This window comes from Streptomyces sp. NPDC059897 (assembly GCF_042730865.1).
GTDB lineage: Bacteria > Actinomycetota > Actinomycetes > Streptomycetales > Streptomycetaceae > Streptomyces.
Window position 1 is genome coordinate 290,801 of record NZ_JBHWKQ010000004.1, and the last position, 26,855, is coordinate 317,655.

Sequence of the window (26,855 nt, forward strand, 5' to 3'; positions counted from 1 at the left end):
TCCGCACCGCATCGATCGGAACACCCCATGACCACCTTCGACACCGACGTCGTCGTCATCGGAGCGGGGCCCGTTGGCCTCACCCTCGCCAACCTGCTGGGCGTCCGCGGCCACCGGGCCACCGTCCTGGAGGCCCGCCACGAGCTGATCGACTACCCGCGAGGCGTCGGCCTCGACGACGAGTCGATCCGCACCCTGCACACCGCGGGCCTGTGGGAGCGCGTACAGCCGTTCACGGTCCCGCACCACGTGGTACGCCTAGTCAACGGCGCCGGCCAGGTGCTCGCCACCAACAACCCGCGGACCCAGGAGTTCGGCTACCCGCGCAAGCACGGCTTCGTGCAGCCGCTGGTCGACAAGGAACTCGCCGCGGGCCTCGACCGGTTCCCCGACACCGAACTGCGCTTCGGCCACAAGGTGGTCGGCCTGGAGGACCACGGCGACCACGTCACCGTGACCGCCGAACGGCTCGACGCCAAGGGCGAGTTGGCCTACACGATCACCGTCACCGCCCGGTACGCCGTCGGCTGCGAGGGCGGCAGCTCCTTCACCCGCAAGTGGATGGGCGTGGAGTTCGAGGGGAAGTCACCGTCGACCCGCTGGGTGGTCGTGGACGTGGCCGACGACCCGATCGGCACCCCGTCGGTCTACCTCGGCGCCGACCCGCGCCGCCCGTACGTCTCCATCGGCCTGCCGCAGGGCATCCGCCGCTGGGAGTTCATGCTCCACGACGACGAGCCGACCGAACTGTGCGACGACCCGGCCTTCATGCACGCGCTGCTGCGGCGGCACGTCCCCGACCCGGCGGCACTGCATGTCATCAACCAGCGCACCTTCACCCACCACGGCCGCGTGGCCTCCGACTTCCGCAAGGGGCGTGTCTTCCTCGCCGGCGACGCCGCACACCTGATGCCGGTCTGGCTCGGCCAGGGCTGGAACTCCGGCATCCGTGACGCTACGAACCTGGCCTGGAAGCTCAGCGCCGTCCTCGCGGGCGACGCCGACGACACACTCCTCGACACGTACACCGAGGAACGCCGCAAGCACGCGTCCGACATGATCGATGTGAACATGGCGGCGGGCACCGTCATGAAGATGGGCCGCGTCGGCGGCGCGGTGCGCGATGTCGCCGCTTCCGCGCTCAACCTCGTGCCGAAGTGGAAGTCGTACTTCACCGAGCTGCGGTTCAAGCCGATGCCGCGCTACGCCGCCGGGGTCGTGGTCGACCAGCAGACGCTCACGCCGGGCCGGGCGCGGGCCGGCTTCAAACGAAGAGGCACGCTGGCGCCGTTCACCGACTCCGCCCGTGAACTCTCCCCGGTGGGCCTCCAGTTCATCCAGCCGCGCGTCACCACCGCCGACGCCGCGAACGTCCTCCTCGACGACGTCACGGGCGACTGGTGGACGCTCGCCACTTGGGGCACGAACCCGACGGCGTTCCTCACCGAGTCTGACCTGGACCTCGTCCGCCGCCATCGGATCAAGCTGGTCTCCTTCATGCCGGAGACCCAACGCCCATGGGCAGAGCGGCAGTTCGCGACCTCCCCGGCACCCGTCACCGTCGTCGGGGACACCACGGGCGCCCTCAAGGACTGGTTCGACGTGCGCGCCTGCGGCCTGGTCGTGCTGCGCCCCGACCACTTCGTGGCGGCCGCCTGCCTCACCCGCCAGGCGTCCCGGGCCCTCGCCGCCCTGCGCACGGCGGCGTCGCTCACCACCACCCCCGTCAACGCACCGGCCCGGGAAGGAGCCCCGGCATGACCGTCGCCCTCGTCACCATGTCGCACAGCCCGCTGCTCGAGTACGCGGACCCGCCCGCCGAGGTGAACGCCGCGGTGCAGGGCGCCTTCGCCGCCGCACGGACCTTCGTCAGGGAGTACGACCCCACGCTGGTGGTCTCCTTCGCACCCGACCACTACAACGGCTTCTTCTACGACCTGATGCCACCGTTCTGCATCGGCTACGAGGCGTTGGGCGTCGGCGACTACGGCACCACCGCGGGCCCGCTGAACGTGCCGACCGGGCGGGCCGAGGAACTCGCCCAGTGGGTGGCGGAGCGGGACATCGACGCGGCCATCTCCCGCCGCATGGAGGTCGACCACGGCGCGATCCAGCCGCTGGAGATCCTCTTCGACGGCATCGACACGGTGCCGACCATCCCGGTCTTCGTCAACGGCGTGGCCAAGCCCTTCGTGACGATGCGCCGCGTGCGACGCCTCGGCGAGGCGATCGGCAGCTACCTCGCCACACTCGAAGACGAGCGGGTCCTCGTCATCGGCTCCGGCGGCCTCTCGCACGACCCGCCGGTCCCCCAGTGGGCCACCGCCGACGACGCCGCCCGCGCGCTGCTGCTCAACGGCCGTCACCCCACGGCCGCGGCCCGCGACGCCCGCCAGCAGCGGGTCATCGACACGGCGAAGGCGTTCGCCGCGGGCACCGCCGGCATCCGGGACCTCAACCCCGACTGGGACACGGCCCTGATGACGACGTTCGCCTCCGGTGACCTCTCCCCCGTCGACGCGATGACACCCGAGCAGATGGCCAAGGACGCCGGCAACTCCGCGCACGAAGTACGCACATGGGTCGCCGCGTTCGCCGCACTGGGCGCCGTCGGCCCGTACGACGTGACGTACTCCTTCTACCGGCCCATCAAGGAGTACATCGCCGGGTTCGGAGTGATGACGGCGCGCGGCGCGGCTCCTACGCCGTAGTCATCAGCCCGGCCCGGAGTTGGGCGAGCAGGCGGGCCAGGAGCCGGGAGACGTGCATCTGGGAGATGCCGAGGGTCTCGGCGATCTCCTTCTGCGTGCGTTCCTCCACGAACCTGAGGTGGATGATCGTACGGTCGCGGGTGTCGAGCCGGGTGAGGAGCGGAGCCAGGGAGCGGTAGTTCTCGATCAGTTCATAGGTGCCCTCCTCGACACCGATCACATCGGCGAGCCGGGATTCCTCCCCCTCGGCGTCCTGGCCGGTGAGCGAGGCGTCGAGGGAGGCGGCGTTGTAGCCGTTGGCCGCCTTCTGCGCCTCGGCGATCTCGGCCGGCTCCAGCTGCATGAGCTCGGCGAGCTCGGCCGTGGTGGGATACCGGCCCAGGCGGGTCTGCAACTCGTCGGTGGCCTTGGACAGTTCGACGCGGGTTTCCTGGAGCCGGCGCGGGACGTGCACCGCCCAGGTGGTGTCACGGAAGAACCGCTTGATCTCACCGGTGATGTAGGGCAGCGCGAAGGACGTGAACTCGACCTCTCGGGACAGCTCGAACCGGTCGATCGCCTTGATCAGGCCGATGGTGCCGACCTGGACGATGTCCTCCATCTCCTCCGGCCCGCGGTGCTTGAAGCGGGAGGCTGCGTACTTCACGAAGGAGAGGTTCATCTCGATCAGCGCGTTGCGGACGTACTGATGCTCTCGGGTTCCTTCCTCGAGGCGGGTGAGGTGCTCGAAGAAGTACTTGCCCACTTCACGCGCGTCCCGGGGAGCGATGGAGGCAGGATCCGCACAGGCCCGCTCGATCAGCGAGTGCCCGGGCCGTGCGCCGGAGCGCTGGGCGAGTTCAACTACCGTCTCGGTGTTCATGAGGATGCCCCTCTGCAGCTGTGGCGGCGAATGTGGAGTCGCACCTACGTGTGTCGCGTCCCGGTCACGCCTCCCCCGTCGGCCGCGGGCACGCCGACTCGAGTCCGATGAGGTCGGCGAACAGGCGGTGGGTGCGGGTGACGTGCAACAGCCTCACGAGAGGAGGGCTGGCCGAGCGGAGGCGTACGGTCTTGCCCGTCTCCAGGGCCGCCCGCCGCACGCGCAGCAGCACCCTGAGGCCGGCGCCGTCGCAGAACGTCATGGTGTCGAGTTCCAGATCGAGGCCCGCGATCGACCGCTCCAGAGCGGCGCGCAGTGCGTCGTCGAAGGCGGGGGCGACGTCGAAGTCGATTTCGCCGTGGACCGCCACGGCGGCGCGGTCGCCGCGCTCGAACACTTCGATCACGGGAGCCGAGGGAGCTGTGCGGGTGGGCCGCGCAAGGGCGCTCATCAGCAGTGACGTCCACGTCGCGTTCGAAGGAACCATGCCGTCCGGCACCGCCGCACCTCCCCGCTCGGCCTGTCGAGTGGCCCATAGCTTGGTACGAACTTTGAATCACGTCAACCAATACCTGAAAAGTAATTCGTGATTCATTTGGCGGGGAGGCCCTATAGTGGTCGCATGGAGGAGCAGACCGCGTCGCACACCGGGTGGACGTTCTTGACCAACCACGCCCGGGTCCTGGCAGCCATCGCCGACAACCGCCAGGTGCGCATTCGCGACCTGGCCGCGCACTGCCGCCTGACCGAGCGTGCGGTGCAGCGGATCATCACGGATCTCGAAGAGGCCGGCTATCTCTCCCACGTACGCGAGGGCCGCAGCAACGTGTACGAGATCGACCCGGCGAAGATCCTGCGCCACCCCGCCGAGTCCGACGTGAGCGTCGCGTCCCTGCTGGCACTGCTGGCCCGCGACGAAGCCGATCGCACCAATCCGGCCCTGCGCATGTCCTGAGCGAAGCCCCCGGCGTGGTGTGCGCCGGGGGCGAGTGACTCGGCCGGAGGGGGCGCCGCGGTGGCCGCACCCCCTCCGGGGCATCAGGTGCGGGTCCAGCGCTGGTTGCTTCCGTTCGAGCAGGTGTAGAGCTGGATCTGCGTGCCGTTGGCGGTGCCGCCCGAGACGGCGTCGAGGCAGAGCCCCGACTGGACGCCGACGATGGAACCGTCGGAGTTCAGGCGCCACTTCTGGTTGTCGGCGCCCCAGCAGCTGTAGATCTGGACCTTGGCGCCGTTGCCGGTGCCACCGGCGTCCAGACACTTGTTGCCGTAGACCCTGAGTTCACCGGCGTCGGTGTACGACCACTTCTGGTTGGTGCCGCCCGAGCAGTCCCACAGCTGGAGCTGAGTGCCGTCGGTGGTGCTGGAATTGGGGACATCCAGGCAGCGGCCCGAGCCGACGCCCTTGATCTGCCCGGATTCCGCGGGCGGAGTCGTGGACGAGCCGCCGTTGAGCGCGTTCAGGACGGAGGTGTAGGCGGCCTTCTTGCTGCCGTCGCCGTTGAACAGCAGCGGGGTGTCGCCCGAGCGCCAGGAGTCGGTGTCGCGCACACCCCACACGGTGATGCCGAGGCAGCGCGGGACGGCCAGGCAGTCGTTGGTGACACTGGCGTAGGTCGAGGCCGGAGCGCCCTGGATGTCGAGTTCGGTGACGGCCACGTCGACGCCGAGGGCGGCGAAGTTCTGCAGCGTGGTGCGGAAGTTGCTGTTGTACGGGCTGCCGCTGTTGAAGTGCGACTGGAAGCCGACGCAGTCGATGGGCACGCCGCGCTGCTTGAAGTCCTTGACCATGTTGTACATGGCCTGGGTCTTGGCCCACGTCCAGTTCTCGACGTTGTAGTCGTTGTAGCAGAGCTTGGCGGCCGGGTCGGCGGCGCGCGCGGTGCGGAACGCGACCTCGATCCAGTCGTTGCCGGTGCGCTGGAGGTTGGAGTCGCGCCGGGCCCCCGAACTGCCGTCGGCGAAGGCCTCGTTCACGACGTCCCACTGGGCGATCTTGCCCTTGTAGTGGGCCATCACGCCCTTGATGTGGTCGTTCATCGCCTGCCGCAGGGCGCTTCCGCTGAGGCTCTGCATCCAGCCGGGCTGCTGGGAGTGCCAGGCGAGGGTGTGCCCGCGCACCTGCTTGCCGTTCTGGACGGCCCAGTTGTAGACGCGGTCCGCGGCCGTGAAGTTGAACTGGCCGCGCTGCGGTTCGGTGGCGTCGATCTTCATTTCGTTCTCGGCCGTCACCGAGTTGAACTCACGGTTCGCGATCGACGTGTACGCCGATTCGCCCAGCTTGCCGGAGGCGATGGCGGTACCGAAGTAGCGGCCGCTCTGCGCCGCGGCGGCGCCGAGCGTGCTCTCGGCGGCGTGCGCGGCCGGCGGCGGCGCGACGAGGGCGGCCGCCGCGGCGAGGACGCCGACGACCAGCGATAACAGCAGGGCGCGGAGCCTTCCGCGGACTACGGGTCTGGACAGGGCGGACGAGCCCATGGCTGTGCCTCCAAGGTGGGAATCACGGAACGGGCGGGACATGGTTCGCGATATCGAACGGCGATCGAAGTCGCAGACACGGATGATTGAGGCATGGCGGTGCATCGTCAAGAGATCCCGCAGAAGTAGTTTCCGGTCCACACCCGAAACCTTCCGGAACGCCAACGAACCGTTTTTTGCGGCCAGTTCGGTGACACACCTTGACCGCGGGGCTCCGCATTCCTAGCTTGTGGCGTCACAGATTCCGGGAATTCTTCGAAACATTTCGGAGAGCTCCCCGCCCTCTGCCCCCACTCTCCAAGGAGTCCCCCGATGTGGTTCCGCCCACCGTCCCCGCCCCCGGTCCGCCTCAGACGCTTACTCGCGATCCTCGCGCCCCTGCTGCTCGTGGCCGGTTTCCTCGGCGCCCAGCCGGCCGCCGCCGCGACCGTCGACACCAACGCCTCGTACGTACTGGTCAACCGCAACAGCGGAAAGGCGCTGGACCTCTACAACATGGCGACCAGCGACGGCGCCCGCATCACTCAATGGGCCAGAAACGACCAGAGCCAGCAGCAGTGGCAGTTCGTCGACTCCGGGGGCGGCTACTACCGCCTCAAGTCCCGTCTCTCGGGCAAGGTCCTCGACGTCCACAACTGGTCCACCGCCAACGGCGGTTCGATCGTCCAGTGGACCGACTTGAACGCCACCAACCAGCAGTGGCGGCTCGCCGACAGCGCGGACGGCCACGTACGGCTCGTCTCGCGCAGCAGCGGCAAGGCCCTCGAGGTGCAGGGCGGCTCCACCGCCGACGGCGCGAACATCGTCCAGTACGACGACTGGGGCGGCGCCAACCAGCAGTGGAAGCTCGTCGAGGTCGGCGCGGAAACCCCCGGCGACTGCGCCCTTCCGTCGACGTACCGCTGGAGCTCCACGGGCGCGCTGGCGCAGCCCAAGCCGGGCTGGGCCTCGCTCAAGGACTTCACCGTCGTCCCGTACAACGGCAAGCAGCTCGTCTACGCGACGACGCACGACACGGGGACCAGCTGGGGTTCGATGAACTTCGGCCTGTTCACCAACTGGTCGGACATGGCCTCCGCGAGCCAGAACGCGATGTCCTCCGCCACCGTCGCACCGACGCTCTTCTACTTCGCGCCGAAGAACATCTGGGTGCTCACCTACCAGTGGGGCGGGTCCGCCTTCTCCTACCGGACGTCGAGCGACCCCACCAACCCGAACGGCTGGTCGTCCCCGCAGGTGCTCTTCTCGGGAAGCATCTCCGGTTCCGGAACGGGGCCCATCGACCAGACGATCATCGGGGACGGGACGAACATGTACCTGTTCTTCGCCGGTGACAACGGCAAGATCTACCGGGCCGGCATGCCGATCGGGAACTTCCCGGGCAGCTTCGGCTCGTCGTACACGACGGTCATGAGCGACACGACGAACAACCTGTTCGAGGCCCCGCAGGTCTACAAGCTCCAGGGCCAGAACCGCTACCTCATGATGGTCGAGGCGATCGGCTCTCAGGGCCGCTACTTCCGCTCGTTCACGGCCACCAGCCTGAACGGTTCGTGGACGCCCCAGGCCGCGACCGAGAGCAACCCCTTCGCCGGCAAGGCCAACAGCGGCGCCACCTGGACCAACGACATCAGCCACGGCGAACTGCTGCGCACCGGCCCCGACCAGACCATGACCGTCGACCCCTGCAACCTCCAGATGCTCTACCAGGGACGCAGCCCCGACTCGGGCGGCGACTACGGCCTCCTGCCGTATCGACCGGGCCTGCTGACGCTGCGGCGCTGAACTGCGGGAGGGGCGGAGGCCAGTACCTTCGCCTGCGGCCTCCCGTCAGGGGCTCAGTCTCGTACCGCGGGGACCGTGAACGACGGCTTCTGCGTGGGCAGTTGCTTCTTTGTGTACGTCTTCAGGTAGGTGTCGAGGTACGGCGAGCGCTTGCCTTCGGTGGGTCGGTCGTCGGCAGGGTTGTCGACGGAGAGGTTGAGGTGTGCGTCGGTCACCTTGACGCGGTCGCCGGTCGGGGTGTCGATCCAGGCGCCGTCCTGGACGGTGCCGATCTCGACGGCCAGGGAATGCCCGGCCTTGAGGCGCCAGTCGGTCGACTTGAGGTCCACGGCCACGTGGCCGGAGGAGTCAGCGATGGCGACCTGCTGGTCGAACATGACGGCGGAGCCATCCGGGGCGGCGTCGTACACCTTGACCATGACGTTGCCGGTTCCCTCGGTGTCCATCGCGATGCGGGGTGTGCCGGTGACACGGACGTCACGGTCGACCGGTTCGGATCGCGCGAGGAAGCTCGCGGAGTCGCCGGGGCGGCCCCGGTCCAGGTAGGAGCCGTCGCGCAGCGGCACATCGGCGGACCTGTCCGCGACGGGCCAGGTGTCCTGGGAGCGCCAGGTTCCGGCGCTGTCCTGGACGGCGAAGGCCGGATGGTGGGTCGTGGGGTCGATGCCCTTGAGCTGCTGGTCGTAGAAGGACATGACCTCCTTGAACCAGCCCGCGCGCCCCATCTGAAGTCGCCCGTCCTCGGTGCGTTCGTTGCCGCGTACGTGGTCCCACTGGCCGAGCCAGCCGCGCTCGGTGCCCCGGTGGCCCGCGAGGTACTCCTGCATCGCCTCCGGCGTGGTGTTGGACTCGATGAAGCCCTGGGTGAAGAACAGCGGGGTATCACTGCCCTTCGCCTGCCTCGCCAGGTCACGCTGCCGCCAGTACGGGTCCTCGGGGTCGGGCTTGAGGTTGTTGTCCGTGTTGTAGGCGACGCATTCGGGGTGCTTCGCCTCGTACTGGTTGTTCGACTTGTAGCGCTTCTGGTCGTCGGGCAGCGGCGGCAACTGGGCGATCTGGTTGTACGTATTGGGGGCGAGGACGCCGCCGAGTTTGGGGACCCGGTTGGAGCGGATCAGGCGGTACATGTCCCAGACGGGCTCCTGGGCGACGACGGCCTTCAGCGCGTCCTGGTCCAGGTTGTTGCCGACCAGGGCTGTCGTCGCGTCGTACGACTTGCCGTACATGCCGACCCTGCCTGTCGACCACGGCTGTTTCGCCGCCCAGTCGATCGCCGCCTTCACGTCGGCCTGCTCGCCCTTGCCCATGTAGTCGAGGCAGCCACTGGATCCGCCGAAGCCGCGCAAATCCACCTGCACCAGGGCGTAGCCACGCTCGAACAGTTCGCCTCCCTCGACGAGGTCCTTGAAGCGCCCGGACGGCCCGGCCTTCTTCCAGCCCTCGTCCGTGAGCTCCCCGGAGTGGCCGAAGTAGGAGCCGACCGAGAGGATGACCGGCGCCTTCTCGCCACGGGGCAGATCGTCCGGTAGCAGGACGTCGGCGTGCAGTTCGGTGTCGGAGCTGTCGGAGGACGGGAAGTAGTGCTGGGTCCAAGCCGCGCCCTTGGGGACACGCTCGTTGTCTTCATGTGTGACCGCGCCGTCGGAGGCGGCTGCCGTGGGAGTGGTGGGCTGCGGCGCGCCGGCCGCTGTGATGTGGGCGCCGGCCAGTGTCAGCACAGCGAGGGCGGCGGTGGCAGTGGCTGCGGCGGGCAGGGGGATCTTCTTCATGGTTTCCTCCGGGGTCCGGGAGTGGGTGGTCAGCGGTGGCGCCGTGCCGTTGTGGCACGGTCAGCGCCGCTCCACGAGCCGCTTGGTCGACCGGCGGAACGCCCAGAAGACGACCAGAAGGGCCAGCGCCAGCAGCGGTACGCCCATGCCGACCTTGGCCAGGGCGAGCCAGCCGGTGGAGTCGTTCTCGTACAGCCACAGCTGCACGCCGAACCGGGCAGCGAACAGGACGGTGAGGGTGGCGGTGGCGACGTCGTGCGCGAGCCTGCTCGGCCCGTCCTCGCGCCACGGGTGCCGGTTGCCGTGCAGCGTGTTCCACAGCAGGCCGGTCAGCGGCCTGCGGGCCAGCAGCGAGACGGCCAGGAGCACAGCGCCCGCACAGCTCGCCCAGATGCCGATCAGGAAGAAACCGCCCGCCGAGCCGACCCATGCCGCGACGCCGCCCGCGGCCGCGACCCCGAAGACGCCTCCGGCCGCCGCGGTGAACGCTTCGCCCCGCGCCATCCGCCACACGGCGATCAGCACCGCCACGGCGAGCGCGATGCCGATCGCGAGCGGCAGCCGGCGGAGCGCGGCGTTCGCGGCGACGAAAGCCGCGACGGGGATCGCCGAGCACACCATCCCCTTCGTGCCGCCGAGCTGGTCGAGCAGCTTCTGCCGCGCCGCGTGGCTCGCGGCCGCATCCGTGCGGGTGTGGTCCGTCATGGCGTACTCCTCGGTCGTCGCGAAATCCGTGCCGTTGGTGCGCTGGACCCCAGGAGAAACCGTGCCGTTGCGGCACAGTCAAGCCGGTTCGGAAGGGACGGTGTGGCGCTTGACCATGCCGCGGCGGCATGGTTTCGAATGGGCTGAGCAACCGGGATGGGCAGCACCCGAGCGGTGCGGCGCGAGGAGTCGGACGGAGTGCGAAGCAATGGCATGGAGTACGCGTGAGATCGCCGAGCTGGCGGGCACCAGCCTGCGGGCCGTACGCCATTACCACGAAGTCGGCCTGCTCGATGAGCCGGAACGCCGGGCCAACGGCTACAAGCAGTACGGCGTGGCCCACCTCGTCCGGCTGCTGCGCATCAAACGCCTGGTCGACCTGGGGTTCCCGCTCTCCCGGATCGCGGAGATGGGCACGACCGACGAGCACCCGGAGGACGCATTGCGCGCGCTCGACGCCGAACTGGCCGCCACTGTCGAACGGTTGCAGCGGGCCAGGATGGAACTCGGGTTCATCCTGCGAAAGGAGGTCCCGACCGGCCTGCCCCTGGAGTTCGCCACGGCGGCGGCGCCCGACATCCCGATGTCCGACTCCGATCACTCATTCCTGAGCGTGATGAGCACCGTGCTCGGTCCGAAAGGAACCGCGGCCTACGCCGACCTGATGAGGAACCCGGTCGCCCATCCCGCCGGTGCGGCGTTCGAACAACTGCCGCCGGACGCCGACGAGCGGACCCGTGCCGAGGTCGCCGAGCACCTGGTCCCCTTCGTGCGGAACCTGCAAGAGCGGCACCCGGGGCTGAGTACCCTGCCCGCCGACGCACCGCGCGGCGAGCAGTTCGCGAAGAAGACAGCCGGCAAGGCACTCGAGGACATCTACAACGACGCCCAGGTGGACGTCCTGCGCCGGCTGAGCGTCCTGCTCGCCGAGGCGGAGCGGGCGGCGGAACAGCCAGATGGCGGCGAACCGGGCGACGACACCCGATAGTCGCCACGGCCGACATCTGCCCCACCGCGTCCGCCTGCTGAGACGGAACTTGACCAGCGGGCGTCGATGCGGAACATTTCCCTAGTAATCCAGTAGGAATGATAGGCAACACGGAACAGTGAGGGAGGGGCCCGTGCATCCGCTCGTCTCCCGTCGGCACATCGACCTCTGCCGGCACAAGAGCGCCTGCTGTCCGGGCTGAACACCGCCCCCGCGCGCCCCGACTCCGGCGCACACCCACCCCGTTCCACTCACTGTGAGGTCCTCACCCCGTCATGTCCGCACTCACCTTCCACTGGTTCCTGCCCACCACCGGCGACAGCCGGCACGTCGTCGGCGGCGGCCACGGCTCGACCCCCGGCACCGCCGGAGGCGACCGTCCGGCGTCCGTGGAGTACCTGGGCCAGATCGCCCGCACCGCCGAACAGCTGGGTTTCGAGGGGGCGTTGACCCCCACCGGCGCCTGGTGCGAGGACGCGTGGCTGACCACGGCGATGCTGACGCAGGTCACCGAGCGGCTGAAGTTCCTCGTCGCCTTCCGGCCCGGCCAGATCTCCCCCACCCTCTCCGCCCAGATGGCCGCCACCTATCAACGGCAGTCCCACGGACGCCTGTTGCTGAATGTCGTCACGGGTGGCGAGAGCGCCGAGCAGCGTGCCTACGGTGACTTCCTCGACAAGGACCAGCGGTACGCGCGGACGGGCGAGTTCCTCGACATCGTGCGCCGCCTGTGGGACGGGCAGACCGTCGACCACCACGGCGAACACCTCCGCGTGGAGGGCGCCCGCCTGAACCGGCTGCCGGACCCCGTGCCCAGTGTCTACTTCGGCGGCTCCTCCCCCGCGGCCCTGGACGTCGCAGCCCGTCACACGGACACGTACCTGACCTGGGGCGAGCCGCCGCAGGCCGTCGCCGAGAAGATCGCCGAGGTCCGCAGGCGGGCCGAACTCCTCGGCCGCACCGTCCGGTTCGGCATCCGGCTGCACGTCATCGCGCGTGACACCGCCGCCCAGGCCTGGGCGGAGGCCGAGCGGCTGCTGCAGGGCATGGACCCGGACCGTATCGCCGCCGTCCAGCGCGGCCTCGCGACCTCCGAGTCCGAGGGCCAGAAGCGGATGCGCGCGCTGCACTCCAGCGGCACCAGCACCAGTTCCGACCTGGAGATCTACCCCAACCTGTGGGCCGGCGTCGGCCTGGTGCGCGGCGGCGCCGGCACCGCCCTGGTGGGCAGCCACACGGAGGTCGCCGACCGCATCGAGGAGTACCACCGCCTGGGCATCGACGAGTTCGTGCTCTCCGGCGTGCCGCATCTGGAGGAGGCGTACTGGTTCGGCGAGGGCGTCCTGCCGCTGCTCGAACGCCGCGGACTGTGGCACCACCCGGCCGCACCGGCCCTCACCGAGCCCGGCACCGTGGCGTTCGCGGGGGTGTGAGCCCGACCATGAAGACGGAGACAGACACCGACACCGACACGGGTACAGGTGCTGCGGGCGGCGCGACGGCCGGCCGCAAGCTCCGCACCGTCGTCCTCTCCAGCCTCCTGGGCACCACCGTCGAGTGGTACGACTTCTTCCTCTACAGCACGGCGGCGAGCCTCGTCTTCGGCAAGCTGTTCTTCCCGGAGACGAACGGCACGGTAGGCACGATGCTCGCCTTCGCCACGTTCGCGGTGGGCTTCGTCGCCCGTCCGCTCGGCGGCCTGCTCTTCGGGCACATCGGCGACCGCGTGGGCCGCAAGCGCACCCTCGCGTTCACCATGGGCCTGATGGGTGTCTCGACCGCGCTGATCGGCCTGCTGCCCACCTACTCGCAGGTGGGCGCGCTCGCCCCCGTCCTGCTGCTGGTCCTGCGGGTCGCGCAGGGGGTGGCGCTCGGCGGCGAGTGGGCCGGAGCGGTGCTGCTGGCCGTGGAGCACGGGCCCGAGGGGCGCAAGGGCCGGTTCGGCAGCTACCCGCAGATCGGGCTTGCGCTCGGACTCGCCCTGGGCACAGGCGTGTTCGCGCTCTTGAGCAACGTACTGAGTGACGAGGCGTTCCTCGGCTACGGGTGGCGGGTCGCGTTCCTGGCCAGCCTGGTCCTGGTGGCGGTCGGCCTGACCGTACGGCTGAAGATCGACGAGACTCCCGCGTTCCGCGCCGTGCTCGACGGGACGACGGAGCCCCGGTCCGTACCGCTGGTGGAAGTGGCTCGCGATCGGCTGACGCGCCGCCACCTGCTCCTGGGCATGGTGTCCCGCTGGGGCGAGGGCGTGGCCTTCAACACGTGGGGCGTGTTCGCCCTGACGTACGCGACCGGGACGCTCCAACTGCCGCGCACGTCCGTGCTGTTGACGGTGACCGGTGCTTCGCTGGTGATGGCGGCGCTCGTCCCGGTGTCGGGGCGGCTCGTGGACCGGTTCGGCGCCCGCCGCGTCTACCTGGCGGGCATGGCCGCGTTCGGTGTGTCGGTCTTCCCTGCCTTCCTGCTGTTCCAGACCGGCGGCGTGCTGGGCTTCGCGGTGGCGCTCGTGCTCGCGCTGGGTATCGTGCACGCCTCCTTCTACGGGGCGCAGGGCACGCTGTTCGCCGCGCTGTTCCCGGTGCACGTGCGCTACACGGGCATGTCGGCCGTCTACCAGGTGTCCGGCATCTTCGCGTCCGGCATCACCCCGCTGCTGGTCACCGCCTTCCTCACCCTCGGCTCCGGCACCCCGTGGCTGGCGTGCGGATATCTCGTCCTGTCGGCGGTGGGCAGCGTCTGGGCGACGTCCCGGCTCCGCGAGGAGGACCTGTTCGTGCGGACGGGCAGGGGCACCGACGACAGGTCGGACGCGCAGGTCCGAGAACCCGTCCCTGCCTGATCGGGGCCGGAGCCCGGAAACTCCGCCCGCGAGCACACCCCCCGGCCGACGGACTCTTCTGGATACCCTGGATCACCAGTAACGTCCGTTCCCAGGGGGAGAGTTCATGGATCCGGAGATGGTCGCGCTCGCGGGTACGGCAGGCACGACGCTGGTCGGACTGCTGACGACCGAGGCCTGGCAGCGGGCCAGGGACGGTGTCACCGCGTTGTGGCGCCGGGCCGAACCCGCGCGCGCCGACGCGATTTCCGCCGAGCTTGAGGTCACCAGGGAGGACCTGCTGGCCGCGCGGGACGACGATGACACCGAGTCCCGCGACGAGTTGGGCACGGAGTGGCAGGGCCGGATCCGGCGGCTCCTCGCGGCGCACCCCGAGGAAGCGCAGGCCCTGCGCGCCCTCGTCGAGGAACTGAGCCCCCTCGCACCCGACGCCCCGTCGGTCACCCAGCACGCCACCGCCTCCGGCAACGCCCGCGTCTACCAGGCCGGCCGCGACCAGCACTTCGACGGCCGATGAGGGGCCCCAACGAGGCACGCGCCGACGGGTACGGCCGCGTCTACCAGGCCTCCGGTGACCAGCACATCGTCGAGCACCATCATCACGCCCCCGAGTGGTCCGAGTGGTCGGGTCCCGACTCGGTGCGCCACCCGGCCGTCGGCCGGGCGCCCGTCACACTCCGCGACCGCGTGGGCGAGATGGACCGGCTGCGGGCCGCGGTCGAGCCGGGCACGGGCAACGGCGTCTACGTTCTGCACGGCCTGGGCGGCTGCGGCAAGACGGCCGTGGCGTACACCCTCTTCCGGTACGCCACCGAGCAGGTCGGCCGGGTCGGGCTGTGGGTCAACGCCTCCGACCCGGCCTCACTGCGCTCCGGCATGCTCGCCGTCGCCGCCGACCGGGGCGCGACCGACGCCGAACTCAGCGGCGCACGCGGTGGCCTGCGCCCCGCCGCCGATCTCGTCTGGCACTACCTCGACCGTTCCAGCGAGCCCTGGCTGCTCGTTCTCGACAACGCCGACACACCGGCGATCCTGCGAGCCGGCGGGTGGCTGCGTACGAGCCCCGCGGGCATCGTCGTCGTCACCACCCGCCAGGCCGCCGCGCGCTGGTGGCCGGGGGCGGAGCTGCTCCAGTTCGGCGTGCTGCCGCGCCAGGACGCCGCGCTCGTCCTCCAGGACATCGCTCCCCATGCGGGCACGCTCGACGACGCGGCGGAGGTCGCCGACCGCCTCGGGCACCTCCCCCTGGCACTCACCCTCGCGGGCGGCTTCCTCGCCCACCAGGTGATCGATCCGTGGAGCCTCGCCGACTACCGTGTCCGGCTCGACGGCGGTACGGATATCGGCATCGGGCCCGCCGCTTCGATCGGCGCGGTCGACGAGACCCACTTCGACCCCCGGCATCTGCTGAACAGCACCTGGCAGCTGTCCCTCGACTCCCTCACCGCCCAGGGGCTTCCGGAGGCCACGCCGCTGCTGCGGCTGCTCTCCTGCTGGGCGGGCGATCCGCTCCCGCTGAAGCTCCTCGCCCGCGCCGAACTCGGCGCCCAACTGCACGGCTCCCGCGTCGAGTCCGCCCTGCGGGGGCTCCTCGACCACTCGCTCACCGAGCTCGTACAGGGGCAGGTGCGCTGCCTGCGCGTGCACGGGATCCTGCTGGACAGCGTCGCGCACGCGACCCCCGGCGACCAGCGCGAGCAGCTCGCCGCGACGGCCGCCCGGCTGCTCCTCGCCATGCTGCCGGAGGTGCCGGAACGCGGGGCGCAGGACCCCGCGGTGCTCCTGCTCGCTCCCCATGTGATGGCGCTGCTGCGGCGCGTGACGCGGTGGGGCACCGGCCCGTCCACGGTCGAGAGCGCGGCCGACTGCGCCCACCGGCTGGTCGTCGCGGTGCACAGATCGGGCGACTACGCGTCGGCGCTCACGCTGGCGACCGACGCCGTCGCCCTCGCCACCGAGGGCCTGCCCGGCGACAACGCGAGTGTGCTCAGGCTCCGCCTGCGCGTGGGCCGTGCGCTGTTCCGCCTCGGCCGCTTCGAGGAGTCCGAGGCCCTGTACCAGGAGCTGCGTTCGCAGTGCGAGAGGGCGCTGGGGCCCGATGCTCCCGAGACGTTGGAGGCCTGCCTGAAGATCGGGAGTCCGCTCGCCAATCTCGGCCGGATCCAGGAGGTGCCTCCGCTGCGGCGCCGGGTCGTACGGGTCCGGGAGGAAACGCTGGGGAGACAGCACCCGCTCACGTTGATGGCCCGGTCCTCCTTCATGGAGATCGCGTCGAACCCCGGCATGGCGGGCCTTCCGGAGCAGGCCGAGATGATCGCCACAGGGCCCGAGCTCCTGGCTGACTGTTACGGCACCCTCGGTGAGCTGCACGCGCTCACGCTCACCGCCGAACTCAACTTCGCCGCAGGCCTCAGCCGCGCGAGCCGGCACGCCGAAGCCCTGCCCCACGTGCTCAAGGCACTGACCGGATACGAGCAGATCTTCGCCCCGGACTACTTCTTGGTGCTGAACGCACGCCACGCGCTCTGCCAGATCCTCGCGGCCCTCGGCCGGCACTCCGAGGCGGTCGAGCAGGGCGAGGTCCTGGTGGCGGGACGCGTACGGGTACTCGGCCCGGACCATCCCTGGACACGTACCGCCCAGGACCTTCTCGCCGAGTACCGGGAGGCGGACGCCTCGCTGCCGACGGAGGAATGACCGGTGTGCGGCCGCGGCGTCCGCGTGGTCGGCTGGAGACGGACTCGGCCGCCCACCCGTCCGGCCGACCCAGTGCCTGCCGTACTCGACACGATTGCCGACCCGAGGGAGATGTCGCCGCCATGCCGCCCGTCGCGGACGCGTTCGTGGACCACCTGGACCCGGAACTGTGCGTCGTCACCGCCGAGGCCGACGGCGAGCGGGCGGGCTGCCTGGTCGGCTTCTCCTCCCAGTGCTCGATCCGCCCCGTCCGCTACGTCGTGTGGCTCTCGAAGGCCAACCGGACGTACGACATCGCCCAGCACGCCGGCCACCTCGCCGTGCACCTGCTGGGACGCGATCAGCACGCGCTGGCCCGGCTGTTCGGCGGCGAGAGCGGCGACCGGGTGGACAAGTTCGCGACGGTCGACTGGAGCCGGGGCCCGCACGGGACCGTGCTGCTCGGGGCGGCACGGGCCTGGCTTGTGGGCCGCGTGGTGGACCGCCTCGACGGGGGCGACCATGTGGGCTTCGTCCTCGCCCCGGAGGCCGCGGACACCGGCAACGCGCCCGGTCGACACCCGTTCAGGCTCTCCGACGCCGACGACATCACGCCGGGCCACCCGGTCGACTGAGGACGGGTGAGGGCGGCTGCCGTCACCGGTTCAGGGCGCGATCATCGTGACGCCCCGCCCCGGCGCCGTGCCCATCGCGCGCAGAGCGGACGGGACCTCGTCCAGACCGATCGTGGCGGTGACGAGCCGGTCGGGGCGCAGGGTTCCGGTGGTGACCAGTTCCAGCATGCGCGGGTAGGCGTGTGCCGCCATGCCGTGACTGCCGAGGAGTTCGAGTTCGAGGGCGACGACCCGGTCCATCGGGAGGTGGGCGCCGCCCGGTAGGAGGCCGACCTGGACGTGCCGCCCGCGCCGGCGCAGGCTCGCGACGGAGGCGGCGCTGGTGGTGGGGGAACCGAGCGCGTCGAGGGAGACGTGGGCTCCGCCGCGGGTCGCCTCCCGAACCGCCGCGGCGGTGTCAGGGACCTCTGCCGCGTTGACCACCGCGTCGGCACCGAAGTCGGCCGCCATGGCGAGCGCCTCCGCGGAGACGTCCACGGCCACCACGCGGGCACCGGCCGCCGCCGCGATCATCACGGCGGACAGGCCCACGCCTCCGCAGCCGTGCACCGCCACCCACTCCCCCGCGGCCGCGCGCCCCTGGTCGGCCACGGCACGGAAGGCGGTGGCGAAGCGGCAGCCCAGACTCGCGGCGGTGGCGTCGGTCATGCCCTCGGGGACGGCAACCAGGTTCACGTCGGCGTGGTGCAGCGCGACGTACTCGGCGAACGATCCCGCGTGGGTGAAGCCGGGCTGCTCCTGGCGCTCACAGACCTGGTGGTCACCGCGGACGCAGGAGGCGCAGCGGCCACAAGCACAGATGAACGGGACGGTGACACGGTCGCCGGGCCGCCACTCGGTGACGTCGACACCGACCGCCTCGACGGTGCCCGCCAGTTCATGGCCGGGAATGTGCGGGAGGCGGACGTCCGGATCGTGGCCCTGCCACGCGTGCCAGTCACTGCGACACAGCCCCGTCGCCCCTACGCGCACCACGACCCCGTCCCGGGGCGCCTCGGGATCGGCGACCTGCCGCACCTCCGCGTCCTTCCCGAACTCCTCGAACACCACTGCGCGCATCGCGTGCGCTCCCCTCTCCCGACAGCCACTTCCGTCCACCCGACCTGACAACACTGGCCGACATGCCGACCGTACGCGACCGGTCCTGCTCACTCAGGCGTGCTCGGGCGAGCCGTGGGGCGCTCGCCGTCCGTCGCGGTCGGGGTGCCGGTGGACGGAGACTCGGTCGACGGGGACGAAGTGGGTGGGGACGAGGTGGATGGGGTCGCGGCGGATGGGGTCGAGGTGGATGGGGGCGCCGGGGTCGGGACCGTTGGGGTGGACGGCGATGAAGGTGAAGGGGGCGGTGTCGGGAGGTGGTTGGGGGCGGTCGGGGACGATGGGGCGGCGGGTGGGACCGGGGTGCGGTTCGGGTCCGGGGTCTGGGTGGCGTAGCCGATGGCCAGGGCCGCGGCGGTGGCGAGGCCTGCCGCCGGGAGGGCGTAGCGGCGGCCGAGGGCGCGGAGGCGGGGCAGGCGGCGGGGGTGCGGGCCGGGCGGCCGGGCCGGGCGCAGGGCTCGTACGGTGACGCTGTCGGCGCGCACGGCGAGTGCCTCGCGCAGCCGTTGCTCCACCGGGCGTTCGGCCGGGCGGACGGGTGGCGTGCGGGGAGTCATGTCCGGCCCTCCAGGATCTTTTCCAGTGCGTCCAGGGCACGGCTGGCGTTCGACTTCACGGCGCCTTTGCTGATGCCGAGGGTGGCGGCTATCTCGGCCTCGCTGAGGTCGGCCCAGTAGCGCAGGACCAGGACTTCGCGGCGGCGCGGCGTGAGCCGGGTGAGCGCGGCGAGGACTTCGCGGTGTGACTCGTCGAGGACGACGGAGTCCTCCGCGGACGGGGCCTCGCCCGCCGGTGGCGGGGTCCACGCACGCGCTGTGCGACGGCGACGCAGCACGGACCGTGCGGTGTTGACGACCGACGTGCGCAGATAGCCGAGGGCGTTGTCCACCTCCGTGATGCGTTCGCCGTGGCGGCGGTAGAGGGCGGTGAACGCGTCCTGCACGACGTCCTCGGCGGTGGCCAGATCGTCCACGAGCAGCACCGCGAGACGCACCATGCGCAGCCGGTGCGCCTGGTACAGCTCGCCGATGGTGGGTGGCCGGTCGAGGTGCGGGGGTGTGTACGAGGTCGTGGCCCGGCCCGGCGCGTCGGTGGCCGGGCCGGGTGGCCCTGCGAGAGTGGACCGGTCGCGTCGCAGCAGCCCACGCAGCACATCCCGCCACCCTGGGCGGACACGGCCGTACGGGAGGGTGAACGGCCTTGGCGGCGGGGCGAGTTCGGTGACTGCGGGGGTGTGCACAGGGTTCCTCGGGTGTGCTGCGTCAGCGGTGCGAGCGGCGGCGTACGGCGAAGAGGGTTCCCGCGCCGGCTGCGAGGAGTGCGGCGGCCCCGGCGCCCAGGACGGTGGTGGTCGTGTCCGATGACCCAGTATGTGCGAGCTCGTCATCGGCGGGGGCGGGGGCGGGGGCGGGTGTGCCGGGCTCGGTGGGTACGGGCGAGGGTGTGCCGGCCTCGGTCGGCGCGGCGCTCGGCACCGCTGAGGAGGCCGCGTCGCCGGGGGCGGCGGGCGCGGCCGAGGGCGGCTCGCTCGTGGCCGGCGCCGGGACGCTGCTGACGGAGGCCGAGGGCACGGGGCTCGGCTTCTCGGTGGTGGCCGAGGACACCGGGGTGGCGTGGGCGACGGGAATCGCAGACAGGGCGGCCAGCAGGCCTGTGGCCACGACGGCACTGCGTACAGCGGGAACAAGGTGGTTCACGGAAGCACTCCACGGTCGGGGTGAAGGATGCCGGACGGCACCCTTCACCCCCACACGACGCGCGAGTCCGCGTCAGGTTGCCGCGGCGGCGAAAAAGATTTCCCCGGCATCCGTGCGGGCAAGTCCGCTCTCTCACCGGTGCAGTTGACTGCTGTGTTCCCGCTCACCCACAATCCGGCATTTGTGTTCCGGACCGCTTCCCGGGTAGGCGTAGGCAGAGCGAGGACGCAGATTCGCGAGCCTTGTCGAACGACAGACATCACGGAGGCGTCATGGCCGGCATTCTCGACCGGATCAAGCAGTTCAGCCGCAGCCCGCAGGGCAGGCGGGCGATTGCGACGGCCCGCCGGACGGCGTCGGACCCCCGCAAGCAGGCCCAGGCCCGCGCGTGGCTGGCCCGCCTGCGCCGCCGCTGAGCGCGGCCGCCGGCGTCGGATCGCCCCTCTCGGACGGGGGGGGCGATCAGCGGGGGCAGATGTACGTCGACGGTGACGTGACCCATTCGTCGGTCTGGCTGCTGCCGCTCTCCCACGCCACCTTGACCTTCGCGCGGACGAGCTTTCGTGCCGACGAACCGCACGAGTACGTGTCGGTGCGCGCGACGTCCTGGCCCGGCTCATAGACGGGGTACGGAACCTCCTGCCGGAGGATTTCCCAGGCGCCGTTCACGTAGTACTCGAGCCGCACCCCGGCGACCATGACCTTGTAGACGGTGCCGCCGGCGGTGTCGGTCACCCGGCCGTGCGCGTTGAAGACGCCGGTGGACGGCATCTCGACGTTGGCGCAGCGGACGACCGCGTCGCCCTTGCAGTAGTGCGCGATCTGGGTGGCGGATGCCGGCGTGGCAGCCAGCATGCTCATCCCGAACGCGGTGCCGACGACGGCCGTCAGGCCGCTCATGAACTTTCTGTTGATTCGCATGGCGGGAGACTGCCGGGCGGCATCGGCGGAAGATTGCAGCATCCTGCAGCCGACGGCGGTTGCGCGCAGGTCAGACAGTGCTCCGGCGCAGGCGCTCGCGAAGCCGGAACCCCGCCACGAAGCGGGTCGGGGCGTCGAGGAGATCGAGGATCACGGCGACCTCCGTGCGGACCGTGCGCACGCTCAGTCCGAGCCGGCGGGCGATCTGCTCGTCCGACGAGCAGATGAGCAGGAGCGCGACGACGCGGCGCTGGCGTTCGGTGAGGCCGTCGGCGGGTGGCTCCTCGGCGGCGCACGGGTACGTCGTCGCACGCACCGCGTCCCAGTAGTGGCGCGCGGCGGCCACGCACGCGGCGTCCCGCACGGCGATGACGGTCGTCCGGCCGCGGACCGTGGGCCCCTCGAGGAGCACCTCGACCCCGTCGACGATCTTCATCTGGAACGGCCCGTAGCCGAAGAAGTACACCTCCGGGTCCTCGCCGGACAGCACGAGCCGCGCGTCCGGGCTCAGCGCGTCGCGGTGCCACACGCTGATCATCCGCAGGCCGGCGTCCATCGCGAACGTGTTGTTCGGGAGGCTCACGGCGAGTTGCTCCACGGATCCCCTGGCCTGGACGGCGTCGAGGGTGCGCCAGGCCGGGACCTCGCGGGCGAGATTCCGGTTGATCTCCTGCCCGCCTCGTCCGAGGACACGTGCGGCTGCGGGCTGCCCGCGCTCCATCGCCCGGACCACCCGCAGCCGTTCGGCCTCCAGGCGCGTCATCGCCTCCGTCACCCGCAGCCGCGCCGGTCCGGAGCACCGCACGGGATCGGCGAACACCGAGAAGTCCTGCTCAGGCAGTGCGCGCTGATCCACCGTTCTCCCTCTGGTACACCCGCTCGGATCAGGCCGGGTTCACAGGGTCAGCGCACGTCCACGCAGTCACCGGTGGCGGTGACCGGCGGGGTGGTCGTGGTGCCCTCGAACTTGTAGCGGAAGCAGCGGTCGGCGGTGGCGGTGCGGGTCTGCTTCTCGACGCCCGCGAGGCTGCCGGTGCCCGTGCTGTGGCTGCTGGTGGTGGCGTACGAACCGGTCAGCGAACGCTCCTGGAGGCGGACCGTCTGCTGGGTGTAGCCCGCGTACTTGTGGGTGTCCCAGTTGGCGCGCTCCAGCTTGCCGGTGATCGTGATCGTCTTGCCCTTGGCGACGGGCTCCGGGGCCGCGTTGTTGCTCATCCGGGACCAGCGCTTGAGGTACCAGGTCTTGGCATTCTCGGTGCGCGCGTCGGTGACCGCGTCGGTGACCGCGTAGAGCTCGATCTTCCAGGCGCCGGCGTCCTCGTTCGTCAGGTCGCTCTGCGGGTCGATCTTGAAGGTGGCCGTGCAGTTGAACGTGCCTTCGCCGGACGGGCTGCAGGGGTCGGTGTCCGCCTGGAACTGCTCGGAGAGCATGTACTGCTCCAGTCCGGCGTCCTGGTCGGTGCCGCGCCAGATCGACGCGTGGCTGCCGAAGAGCTTCGACCCGCCGCTGACCGTCCACTTCACGGTGATCGTCTGCGTGTTCGTCGTCCCGACGCGGGCGCTGTTGCCGCCGTCGACGGTGACGCCGGAGAGGACGGTGGCCTCGGGGGCGCCCGTGGCCAGGGCCCTGGTCTTGGGCGCGGCGGTCTTGGGCGCGGCGGCCTTCGCCTCGGACGCGTCGGCGGCCGCGGCCTTGCTCTGCTCCAGCGCCTCGGCCGCGTCGGTACCGCCCGCCGTGGCGGACGGTGTGACGAGCAGGCCGACGGCGAGCCCGGAGGCGGCCAGTGCGCCGACGCCCAGGGTCACCTTCTTGCCGGTCGTCAACTTCTTGCGGGAGTGCTGGGGCATGAGGAGGCTCCGATATTCGACTGTCGATGGGGCGGACGCAGGTTCGCGGACGAGCGGACCCGGACCACGCGCGGCCGCGGCGGCCGCACAGTCTTGATCGGCGATGGCGTGAAAGGGTTGTATGCGCGCGGCAGTTGGGGCTTGTGAGGTGCGTCACTCGACGGCGTGGGGCCCGACGTTTCGCGATCGGCAGGTGAGCCTCCGGGCTTCGTCGGTCAGCCTCGGCATGCCATGATCCTACTCAGCAGTAGCTCACGTCAGTCATCTGGAGGGACCCGTGGCCCGCGTCTTCACCGTGAGCGACAGCATCACCGTCGCCGTTTCACCGGATGCCGCCTACGACGCCGTCAGCCGCCCCGCGGACATGGGGCGTTGGAGCCCGGAGAACCTCGGCACGACGAACGCGTCGCCCGCGGGTGCTGCCGGGCTCGGCACCACGTTCGTCGGCCGCAACAAGCGCGGGGCGTTCCGGTGGACGACCCGGTGCACGGTCACGGCCGCCGAGCCGGGCCGCCGCTTCGCGTTCCGTGTCCACGCGATCGGGCTCAAACGGCCGTTCCTTCGCGGCCCCATCGCCACCTGGGAGTACCGGTTCGAGCAGGTCGACGGCGGCACCCGCGTGACGGAGACCTGGACCGACGACCGGCGCGCCTGGCCGACGTTCGCGGCCAACGCCTTCGACCGGGTCGCCACCCCGGGGAAGACCTTCGCCGCGTTCCAAGGCCGCAACATCGCGGCGACACTGCGCAATCTCAAGCGCGAACTGGAACTCGAAGGCTGAGGCACGGGAGGCACGAGAGGCGCTGGCGGGGCCGCGGGGTCAGCCCACCAGGTCCGGAGAGCGCAGCATCTCCGGCGGAATGCCCCACGCGTCGACGAGGTCGCCCGCGAGCGGCCTGATCTTCCGGCAGAGGTTGTTGATCTCGCGGCTGATCGTCTTGGAGCGCTGCACGGTGAGTCGGCCGTGCTCCATGAACCACGCCCGGTCGGACTCGATGGTGGACAGGGCGAACAGGTCGCACAGCAGCCCCAGGGCAGCCATGTTGCCGGCAGGCTTGTTGTCGGCGGCCTTGCTGCCGGCGTCCTCCTCGTCGGGCAGCGAACGCAGCTTGTCCACGAACGCCTCGAGCACCAGACGCTCCACATGCGCACGCGCCACCGAGATCACGTGATCCTGTACGTGCGAGAAGACGGCACCGGGATCGCGCCCCTCGTCCACGCCGCGCTTGAGCCGTCGGGCCAGCGAGGCGAGCATGTGTTCCTCGCGGAACCGGACCATGGCGAGCTGGTAGTCCGGGTCGAGCAGACCGGCCTCCTGGTCCCACTCGTCGCCACCGGGCAGCAGGTCTCGCACGCGTTCCAGCAGCTTGTGCACCGACGCCCGCTCGACGACCGTCTCCACGGCCTGGCCGGTAACGAACCGGACCATGCCGAGCTGGTCGAGGTCCTCAAACTCGTGCGCGTAGTTCGTGAGGAGCCCCTTCGCCACGAGTTGCAGCAGGACGTGGTTGTCGCCCTCGAACGTGGTGAACACGTCGCTGTCGGCCTTGAGCGCGGCGAACCGGTTGACGGCGAGGTAGCCGGCGCCGCCGCACGCCTCGCGGCACTCCTGAATGGTCCGCGTCGCGTGCCAGGTGCCCAGCGCCTTCGTGCCGGCGGCCCGTGACTCCAGCTCCCTCCGGGCCTGCCCGTCGTCGCCCTGGTCACCCGAACGGTTTCCGGAGAAGACCTCGTGCAACTGGGTGCGCACCACGTCCTGGGCGAAGTGCAGGGCGTACGTGCGGGCGAGCAGCGGCAGCAGGCGCCGTTGGTGCATCCCGTAGTCGAGCAGCAACTGTTCCTCGCCGCTCTCCGACGCCGCCGCCTCGAACTGCCGTCGGCGCACCGCGTACTTGGTGGCGATGGCCAGGGCGACCTTGGCCGCGTTGATGGCGCCGCCGCCGACGCTGACCCGTCCCTGGACCAGCGTGCCGAGCATCGTGAAGAAGCGGCGGCCGGGGTTCTCGATCGGGCTCTCGTAGACGCCGTCGGGTGTGACTTCGGCGAACCGGTTGAGCAGGGCCTCGCGCGGCACCCGCACGCCGTCGAACCAGAGGCGGCCGTTGTCGACTCCGTTGAGCCCCATCTTCCGGCCCGCGTCCTCGATCCGTACGCCTGGTGCGGGCTCGCCGTCGACACGGATCGGCACGACGAAGGCGTGCACGCCCTCCCGCTTGCCGTCCACCTCCAACTGTGCGAAGACGACGGCGAGTTCGGCGTGCCGGGCGGCGTTGCCGATGTAGTCCTTGCGTGCGGCGTCGCCGTGCGTGGTGATCACGAACTCCTGGCGGGCGGCGTCGTACGTCGCGACGGTGCCGAGTGCCTGGACGTTGGAGCCGTGCCCGGTCTCGGTCATCGCGAAGCAGCCCATCAGCTTCCCGGTGATCAGATCCGGCAGATGGGCCCGGTGGTGCCGCTCGGTGCCGAGGTGCAGGATCGCGCCGCCGAAGAGGCCGAACTGCACGCCCACCTTCACCAGGAGCGACAGATCTCCGTAGGCGAGTGTCTCGAACGCGGCGATCGACGCACCAATGTCACCGCCCCCGCCGTACTCCTTCGGGAACCCCATCCCCGTCTGCCCCGTGGTCGCGAGCTCGACCGCGAGCGCGCGCACCCGCTCCCGGAACTCATCGACGCCGAGCTCCTCGGCCTCTTCGAGAACGGAGGCGTGCGCCGACAGATTCGTCCGCACCAGATCCCGGATCTCGGCGTACTCACCGTCGAGCAGCGCGGTCAGGGCTCGTACGTCGATGCCGGGCGGCACATAACGGCCGGATGCTTGAGAGGCGTCGCTGATCATGAACCTCTGGTACCCCACGAAGACAAAACGCAAGCGGCCTTCGGGCACACGTCGGTCCCCCACCGCACTCGGCCTGCCGCCGGGCACGGCCTGACGACGTGCAGACCATCAAGAACGCTCGCGGGCGGCCAGCTCCACCGCATCGCCGACGAACGCCGGTCCACGGGCTGGTCCGACTCGGTCCGTCGACGTAGTACCGGCCGTCGTCCGACGTGCCGATGTAGGGGATGTCCCAGGTGTGGCGAACTTCCGTACACCTGCTGAAGTGCAGCTCCCACATCCCGCTCCACGGATAGAGCTGACGGAGCAACGGCTCGGCATACGCGACCCGGACCAGTTCGGCGAAGGGCGCAGGGAGCGGCGACCCCTGGGGCCGGTGCGGTTCACCCGCGGTGGCCAGGAGCTTGCGCCAGGCCGCTTCGACGGTGTTGGTCATGCCGTAATTGTGCAAGGCCCCGTCGGGCGGGGCGTTGATCCATGGCCACGAGGCAGCCCGCGAAGCCGTCGCCGCCCCGGCACGCGGTCCCTTTCAGGCCAGAGGCTTCTCGCGGCCCTGCTCGCGGAGTTCTTCGTTGATGCGTTGGGCTTCTTCGAGTTGGTCCTCGAGGATGATGATGCGGCAGGCGGACTCGATGGGCGTGCCGGAATCGACGAGTTCGCGGGCGCGGCCGGCGATGCGCAGCTGGTAGCGGGAGTAGCGGCGGTGGCCGCCCTCGGAACGCAGTGGCGTGATCAGGCGGTGTTCGCCCAGCGCACGCAGGAATGCGGGAGTGGCCCCGAGCATCTCCGCAGCCCTGCCCATGGTGTAGGCGGGGTAGTCGTCGTCATCGAAACGATCCGTGCCGTGAGCGGGGGTTTCCGGGGGCATCTGCACCTCTTCTGCTGTGCACCGACCCCACCGATGTGGCCCGGCTGCACAAGAAACCCTAGGCATACGAGTAAGCCATGTCTATCGCCGCTGGAATAGATTTCCCCCGGTCGTGGCGGATCCCGGGGCACCCTGACCC

Annotated in this window: 26 protein-coding genes; 12 read left to right on the plus strand and 14 right to left on the minus strand. The window is 70.5% G+C overall.

The genetic code is table 11. The annotated features are described in order from the left end of the window. Positions 1 to 27 precede the first annotated feature (27 nt). Complete coding sequence (locus ACFV9W_RS07395) at positions 28 to 1,761, plus strand: bifunctional 3-(3-hydroxy-phenyl)propionate/3-hydroxycinnamic acid hydroxylase (RefSeq protein WP_385756504.1); 1,734 nt, start codon at positions 28 to 30, stop codon at positions 1,759 to 1,761. Then, positions 1,758 to 2,711 (plus strand): 3-carboxyethylcatechol 2,3-dioxygenase, encoded by a 954-nt coding sequence (locus tag ACFV9W_RS07400; protein WP_385756506.1) that lies wholly within the window; start codon positions 1,758 to 1,760, stop codon positions 2,709 to 2,711. Before ACFV9W_RS07395 ends, ACFV9W_RS07400 begins: the two co-directional genes overlap by 4 nt. On the opposite strand, the gene ACFV9W_RS07405 is transcribed toward ACFV9W_RS07400, so the two are convergent. Both ACFV9W_RS07405 and ACFV9W_RS07410 read right to left on the minus strand, forming a co-directional pair. Beyond that, positions 2,701 to 3,573 (minus strand): SigB/SigF/SigG family RNA polymerase sigma factor, encoded by an 873-nt coding sequence (locus tag ACFV9W_RS07405; RefSeq protein ID WP_385756507.1) that lies wholly within the window; start codon positions 3,571 to 3,573, stop codon positions 2,701 to 2,703. The genes ACFV9W_RS07400 and ACFV9W_RS07405 overlap by 11 nt on opposite strands. 64 nt (positions 3,574 to 3,637) lie before the next feature. Continuing rightward, positions 3,638 to 4,060, minus strand: a complete 423-nt coding sequence (locus ACFV9W_RS07410; protein WP_385756509.1) for an STAS domain-containing protein — start codon at positions 4,058 to 4,060, stop codon at positions 3,638 to 3,640. 135 nt (positions 4,061 to 4,195) lie between these two features. Between ACFV9W_RS07410 and ACFV9W_RS07415 the strand changes: the two genes are divergently transcribed. After that, positions 4,196 to 4,528 (plus strand): helix-turn-helix transcriptional regulator, encoded by a 333-nt coding sequence (locus tag ACFV9W_RS07415; protein WP_385756510.1) that lies wholly within the window; start codon positions 4,196 to 4,198, stop codon positions 4,526 to 4,528. Positions 4,529 to 4,611: 83 nt separating this feature from the next. Here the strand turns inward: ACFV9W_RS07415 and ACFV9W_RS07420 are convergent, their stop codons facing one another. Next, positions 4,612 to 6,048: an endo-1,4-beta-xylanase gene (locus ACFV9W_RS07420; RefSeq protein ID WP_385756511.1), complete on the minus strand. Its 1,437-nt coding sequence runs from the start codon at positions 6,046 to 6,048 to the stop codon at positions 4,612 to 4,614. Positions 6,049 to 6,360: 312 nt separating this feature from the next. On the opposite strand from ACFV9W_RS07420, the gene ACFV9W_RS07425 reads away from it, so the two are divergent. Next, complete coding sequence (locus ACFV9W_RS07425) at positions 6,361 to 7,833, plus strand: non-reducing end alpha-L-arabinofuranosidase family hydrolase (protein ID WP_385756513.1); 1,473 nt, start codon at positions 6,361 to 6,363, stop codon at positions 7,831 to 7,833. 53 nt (positions 7,834 to 7,886) lie between these two features. On the opposite strand, the gene ACFV9W_RS07430 is transcribed toward ACFV9W_RS07425, so the two are convergent. After that, positions 7,887 to 9,602: a CocE/NonD family hydrolase gene (locus tag ACFV9W_RS07430; protein ID WP_385756514.1), complete on the minus strand. Its 1,716-nt coding sequence runs from the start codon at positions 9,600 to 9,602 to the stop codon at positions 7,887 to 7,889. Positions 9,603 to 9,662: 60 nt separating this feature from the next. Continuing rightward, a complete protein-coding gene (locus ACFV9W_RS07435; RefSeq protein WP_385756516.1) occupies positions 9,663 to 10,307 on the minus strand; it encodes a DUF3159 domain-containing protein in 645 nt (214 codons plus the stop codon). Between the two features lie 208 nt (positions 10,308 to 10,515). Here ACFV9W_RS07435 and ACFV9W_RS07440 point away from each other — a divergent pair, with 208 nt between their 5' ends. From ACFV9W_RS07440 to ACFV9W_RS07465, 6 genes are all read left to right on the plus strand, one after another. Further along, positions 10,516 to 11,295, plus strand: coding sequence for a MerR family transcriptional regulator (locus ACFV9W_RS07440; protein WP_385756518.1), 780 nt, complete (start codon positions 10,516 to 10,518; stop codon positions 11,293 to 11,295). Between the two features lie 275 nt (positions 11,296 to 11,570). After that, positions 11,571 to 12,728 (plus strand): LLM class flavin-dependent oxidoreductase, encoded by a 1,158-nt coding sequence (locus ACFV9W_RS07445; protein WP_385756520.1) that lies wholly within the window; start codon positions 11,571 to 11,573, stop codon positions 12,726 to 12,728. Between the two features lie 8 nt (positions 12,729 to 12,736). Further along, positions 12,737 to 14,134, plus strand: coding sequence for an MFS transporter (locus tag ACFV9W_RS07450; protein WP_385756521.1), 1,398 nt, complete (start codon positions 12,737 to 12,739; stop codon positions 14,132 to 14,134). Positions 14,135 to 14,240: 106 nt separating this feature from the next. Then, on the plus strand, positions 14,241 to 14,651 hold the full coding sequence (locus ACFV9W_RS07455) for a hypothetical protein (protein ID WP_385756523.1): 411 nt from the start codon (positions 14,241 to 14,243) through the stop codon (positions 14,649 to 14,651). Beyond that, positions 14,648 to 16,831 carry a tetratricopeptide repeat protein gene (locus tag ACFV9W_RS07460; protein ID WP_385756525.1) on the plus strand — a complete coding sequence of 728 codons (2,184 nt, stop codon included), beginning with the start codon at positions 14,648 to 14,650 and terminating at the stop codon, positions 16,829 to 16,831. Before ACFV9W_RS07455 ends, ACFV9W_RS07460 begins: the two co-directional genes overlap by 4 nt. A gap of 122 nt (positions 16,832 to 16,953) precedes the next feature. Further along, positions 16,954 to 17,445, plus strand: coding sequence for a flavin reductase family protein (locus tag ACFV9W_RS07465; RefSeq protein WP_385756526.1), 492 nt, complete (start codon positions 16,954 to 16,956; stop codon positions 17,443 to 17,445). A gap of 30 nt (positions 17,446 to 17,475) precedes the next feature. Here the strand turns inward: ACFV9W_RS07465 and ACFV9W_RS07470 are convergent, their stop codons facing one another. The 3 genes from ACFV9W_RS07470 to ACFV9W_RS07480 all read right to left on the minus strand — a co-directional run bounded on the left by ACFV9W_RS07470 (position 17,476) and on the right by ACFV9W_RS07480 (position 20,204). Further along, positions 17,476 to 18,504 (minus strand): zinc-dependent alcohol dehydrogenase family protein, encoded by a 1,029-nt coding sequence (locus ACFV9W_RS07470; RefSeq protein WP_385756528.1) that lies wholly within the window; start codon positions 18,502 to 18,504, stop codon positions 17,476 to 17,478. A gap of 592 nt (positions 18,505 to 19,096) precedes the next feature. Beyond that, on the minus strand, positions 19,097 to 19,783 hold the full coding sequence (locus ACFV9W_RS07475) for an RNA polymerase sigma factor (protein WP_385756529.1): 687 nt from the start codon (positions 19,781 to 19,783) through the stop codon (positions 19,097 to 19,099). 22 nt (positions 19,784 to 19,805) lie between these two features. Continuing rightward, the gene (locus tag ACFV9W_RS07480) at positions 19,806 to 20,204 is read right to left on the minus strand and encodes an LAETG motif-containing sortase-dependent surface protein (protein WP_385756532.1); all 399 of its coding nucleotides are present in this window, start codon (positions 20,202 to 20,204) and stop codon (positions 19,806 to 19,808) included. A 308-nt stretch (positions 20,205 to 20,512) separates the two neighbouring features. Between ACFV9W_RS07480 and ACFV9W_RS07485 the strand changes: the two genes are divergently transcribed. Next, on the plus strand, positions 20,513 to 20,656 hold the full coding sequence (locus tag ACFV9W_RS07485; RefSeq protein WP_385756534.1) for a hypothetical protein: 144 nt from the start codon (positions 20,513 to 20,515) through the stop codon (positions 20,654 to 20,656). Between the two features lie 46 nt (positions 20,657 to 20,702). Here the strand turns inward: ACFV9W_RS07485 and ACFV9W_RS07490 are convergent, their stop codons facing one another. From ACFV9W_RS07490 to ACFV9W_RS07500, 3 genes are all read right to left on the minus strand, one after another. Further along, positions 20,703 to 21,161: a hypothetical protein gene (locus tag ACFV9W_RS07490; RefSeq protein ID WP_385756536.1), complete on the minus strand. Its 459-nt coding sequence runs from the start codon at positions 21,159 to 21,161 to the stop codon at positions 20,703 to 20,705. A 70-nt stretch (positions 21,162 to 21,231) separates the two neighbouring features. Continuing rightward, on the minus strand, positions 21,232 to 22,017 hold the full coding sequence (locus tag ACFV9W_RS07495; RefSeq protein ID WP_385756538.1) for a hypothetical protein: 786 nt from the start codon (positions 22,015 to 22,017) through the stop codon (positions 21,232 to 21,234). 47 nt (positions 22,018 to 22,064) lie between these two features. Further along, positions 22,065 to 23,009: a calcium-binding protein gene (locus ACFV9W_RS07500; RefSeq protein ID WP_385756539.1), complete on the minus strand. Its 945-nt coding sequence runs from the start codon at positions 23,007 to 23,009 to the stop codon at positions 22,065 to 22,067. Between the two features lie 277 nt (positions 23,010 to 23,286). Between ACFV9W_RS07500 and ACFV9W_RS07505 the strand changes: the two genes are divergently transcribed. Beyond that, positions 23,287 to 23,790, plus strand: a complete 504-nt coding sequence (locus tag ACFV9W_RS07505; RefSeq protein ID WP_385756541.1) for an SRPBCC family protein — start codon at positions 23,287 to 23,289, stop codon at positions 23,788 to 23,790. A 39-nt stretch (positions 23,791 to 23,829) separates the two neighbouring features. On the opposite strand, the gene ACFV9W_RS07510 is transcribed toward ACFV9W_RS07505, so the two are convergent. The 3 genes from ACFV9W_RS07510 to ACFV9W_RS07520 all read right to left on the minus strand — a co-directional run bounded on the left by ACFV9W_RS07510 (position 23,830) and on the right by ACFV9W_RS07520 (position 26,716). Then, the gene (locus ACFV9W_RS07510) at positions 23,830 to 25,848 is read right to left on the minus strand and encodes an acyl-CoA dehydrogenase (RefSeq protein ID WP_385756543.1); all 2,019 of its coding nucleotides are present in this window, start codon (positions 25,846 to 25,848) and stop codon (positions 23,830 to 23,832) included. Next, a complete protein-coding gene (locus tag ACFV9W_RS07515) occupies positions 25,763 to 26,284 on the minus strand; it encodes a DUF6193 family natural product biosynthesis protein (protein WP_385756545.1) in 522 nt (173 codons plus the stop codon). The genes ACFV9W_RS07510 and ACFV9W_RS07515 overlap by 86 nt, the downstream gene beginning before the upstream one ends. A 93-nt stretch (positions 26,285 to 26,377) precedes the next feature. After that, positions 26,378 to 26,716: a MerR family transcriptional regulator gene (locus ACFV9W_RS07520; RefSeq protein WP_385756547.1), complete on the minus strand. Its 339-nt coding sequence runs from the start codon at positions 26,714 to 26,716 to the stop codon at positions 26,378 to 26,380. Positions 26,717 to 26,855: the final 139 nt, after the last annotated feature.

Excerpts from the sequence above, each read along its gene's own strand:
- ACFV9W_RS07395 (WP_385756504.1), top strand. The coding sequence starts at position 28 with ATGACCACCTTCGACACCGACGTCGTCGTCATCGGAGCGGGGCCCGTT.
- ACFV9W_RS07400 (WP_385756506.1), top strand. The coding sequence starts at position 1,758 with ATGACCGTCGCCCTCGTCACCATGTCGCACAGCCCGCTGCTCGAGTAC.
- ACFV9W_RS07405 (WP_385756507.1), bottom strand. The coding sequence starts at position 3,573 with ATGAACACCGAGACGGTAGTTGAACTCGCCCAGCGCTCCGGCGCACGG.
- ACFV9W_RS07410 (WP_385756509.1), bottom strand. The coding sequence starts at position 4,060 with ATGGTTCCTTCGAACGCGACGTGGACGTCACTGCTGATGAGCGCCCTT.
- ACFV9W_RS07415 (WP_385756510.1), top strand. The coding sequence starts at position 4,196 with ATGGAGGAGCAGACCGCGTCGCACACCGGGTGGACGTTCTTGACCAAC.
- ACFV9W_RS07420 (WP_385756511.1), bottom strand. The coding sequence starts at position 6,048 with ATGGGCTCGTCCGCCCTGTCCAGACCCGTAGTCCGCGGAAGGCTCCGC.
- ACFV9W_RS07425 (WP_385756513.1), top strand. The coding sequence starts at position 6,361 with ATGTGGTTCCGCCCACCGTCCCCGCCCCCGGTCCGCCTCAGACGCTTA.
- ACFV9W_RS07430 (WP_385756514.1), bottom strand. The coding sequence starts at position 9,602 with ATGAAGAAGATCCCCCTGCCCGCCGCAGCCACTGCCACCGCCGCCCTC.
- ACFV9W_RS07435 (WP_385756516.1), bottom strand. The coding sequence starts at position 10,307 with ATGACGGACCACACCCGCACGGATGCGGCCGCGAGCCACGCGGCGCGG.
- ACFV9W_RS07440 (WP_385756518.1), top strand. The coding sequence starts at position 10,516 with ATGGCATGGAGTACGCGTGAGATCGCCGAGCTGGCGGGCACCAGCCTG.
- ACFV9W_RS07445 (WP_385756520.1), top strand. The coding sequence starts at position 11,571 with ATGTCCGCACTCACCTTCCACTGGTTCCTGCCCACCACCGGCGACAGC.
- ACFV9W_RS07450 (WP_385756521.1), top strand. The coding sequence starts at position 12,737 with ATGAAGACGGAGACAGACACCGACACCGACACGGGTACAGGTGCTGCG.
- ACFV9W_RS07455 (WP_385756523.1), top strand. The coding sequence starts at position 14,241 with ATGGATCCGGAGATGGTCGCGCTCGCGGGTACGGCAGGCACGACGCTG.
- ACFV9W_RS07460 (WP_385756525.1), top strand. The coding sequence starts at position 14,648 with ATGAGGGGCCCCAACGAGGCACGCGCCGACGGGTACGGCCGCGTCTAC.
- ACFV9W_RS07465 (WP_385756526.1), top strand. The coding sequence starts at position 16,954 with ATGCCGCCCGTCGCGGACGCGTTCGTGGACCACCTGGACCCGGAACTG.
- ACFV9W_RS07470 (WP_385756528.1), bottom strand. The coding sequence starts at position 18,504 with ATGCGCGCAGTGGTGTTCGAGGAGTTCGGGAAGGACGCGGAGGTGCGG.
- ACFV9W_RS07485 (WP_385756534.1), top strand. The coding sequence starts at position 20,513 with ATGGCCGGCATTCTCGACCGGATCAAGCAGTTCAGCCGCAGCCCGCAG.
- ACFV9W_RS07490 (WP_385756536.1), bottom strand. The coding sequence starts at position 21,161 with ATGCGAATCAACAGAAAGTTCATGAGCGGCCTGACGGCCGTCGTCGGC.
- ACFV9W_RS07500 (WP_385756539.1), bottom strand. The coding sequence starts at position 23,009 with ATGCCCCAGCACTCCCGCAAGAAGTTGACGACCGGCAAGAAGGTGACC.
- ACFV9W_RS07510 (WP_385756543.1), bottom strand. The coding sequence starts at position 25,848 with ATGATCAGCGACGCCTCTCAAGCATCCGGCCGTTATGTGCCGCCCGGC.
- ACFV9W_RS07515 (WP_385756545.1), bottom strand. The coding sequence starts at position 26,284 with ATGACCAACACCGTCGAAGCGGCCTGGCGCAAGCTCCTGGCCACCGCG.
- ACFV9W_RS07520 (WP_385756547.1), bottom strand. The coding sequence starts at position 26,716 with ATGCCCCCGGAAACCCCCGCTCACGGCACGGATCGTTTCGATGACGAC.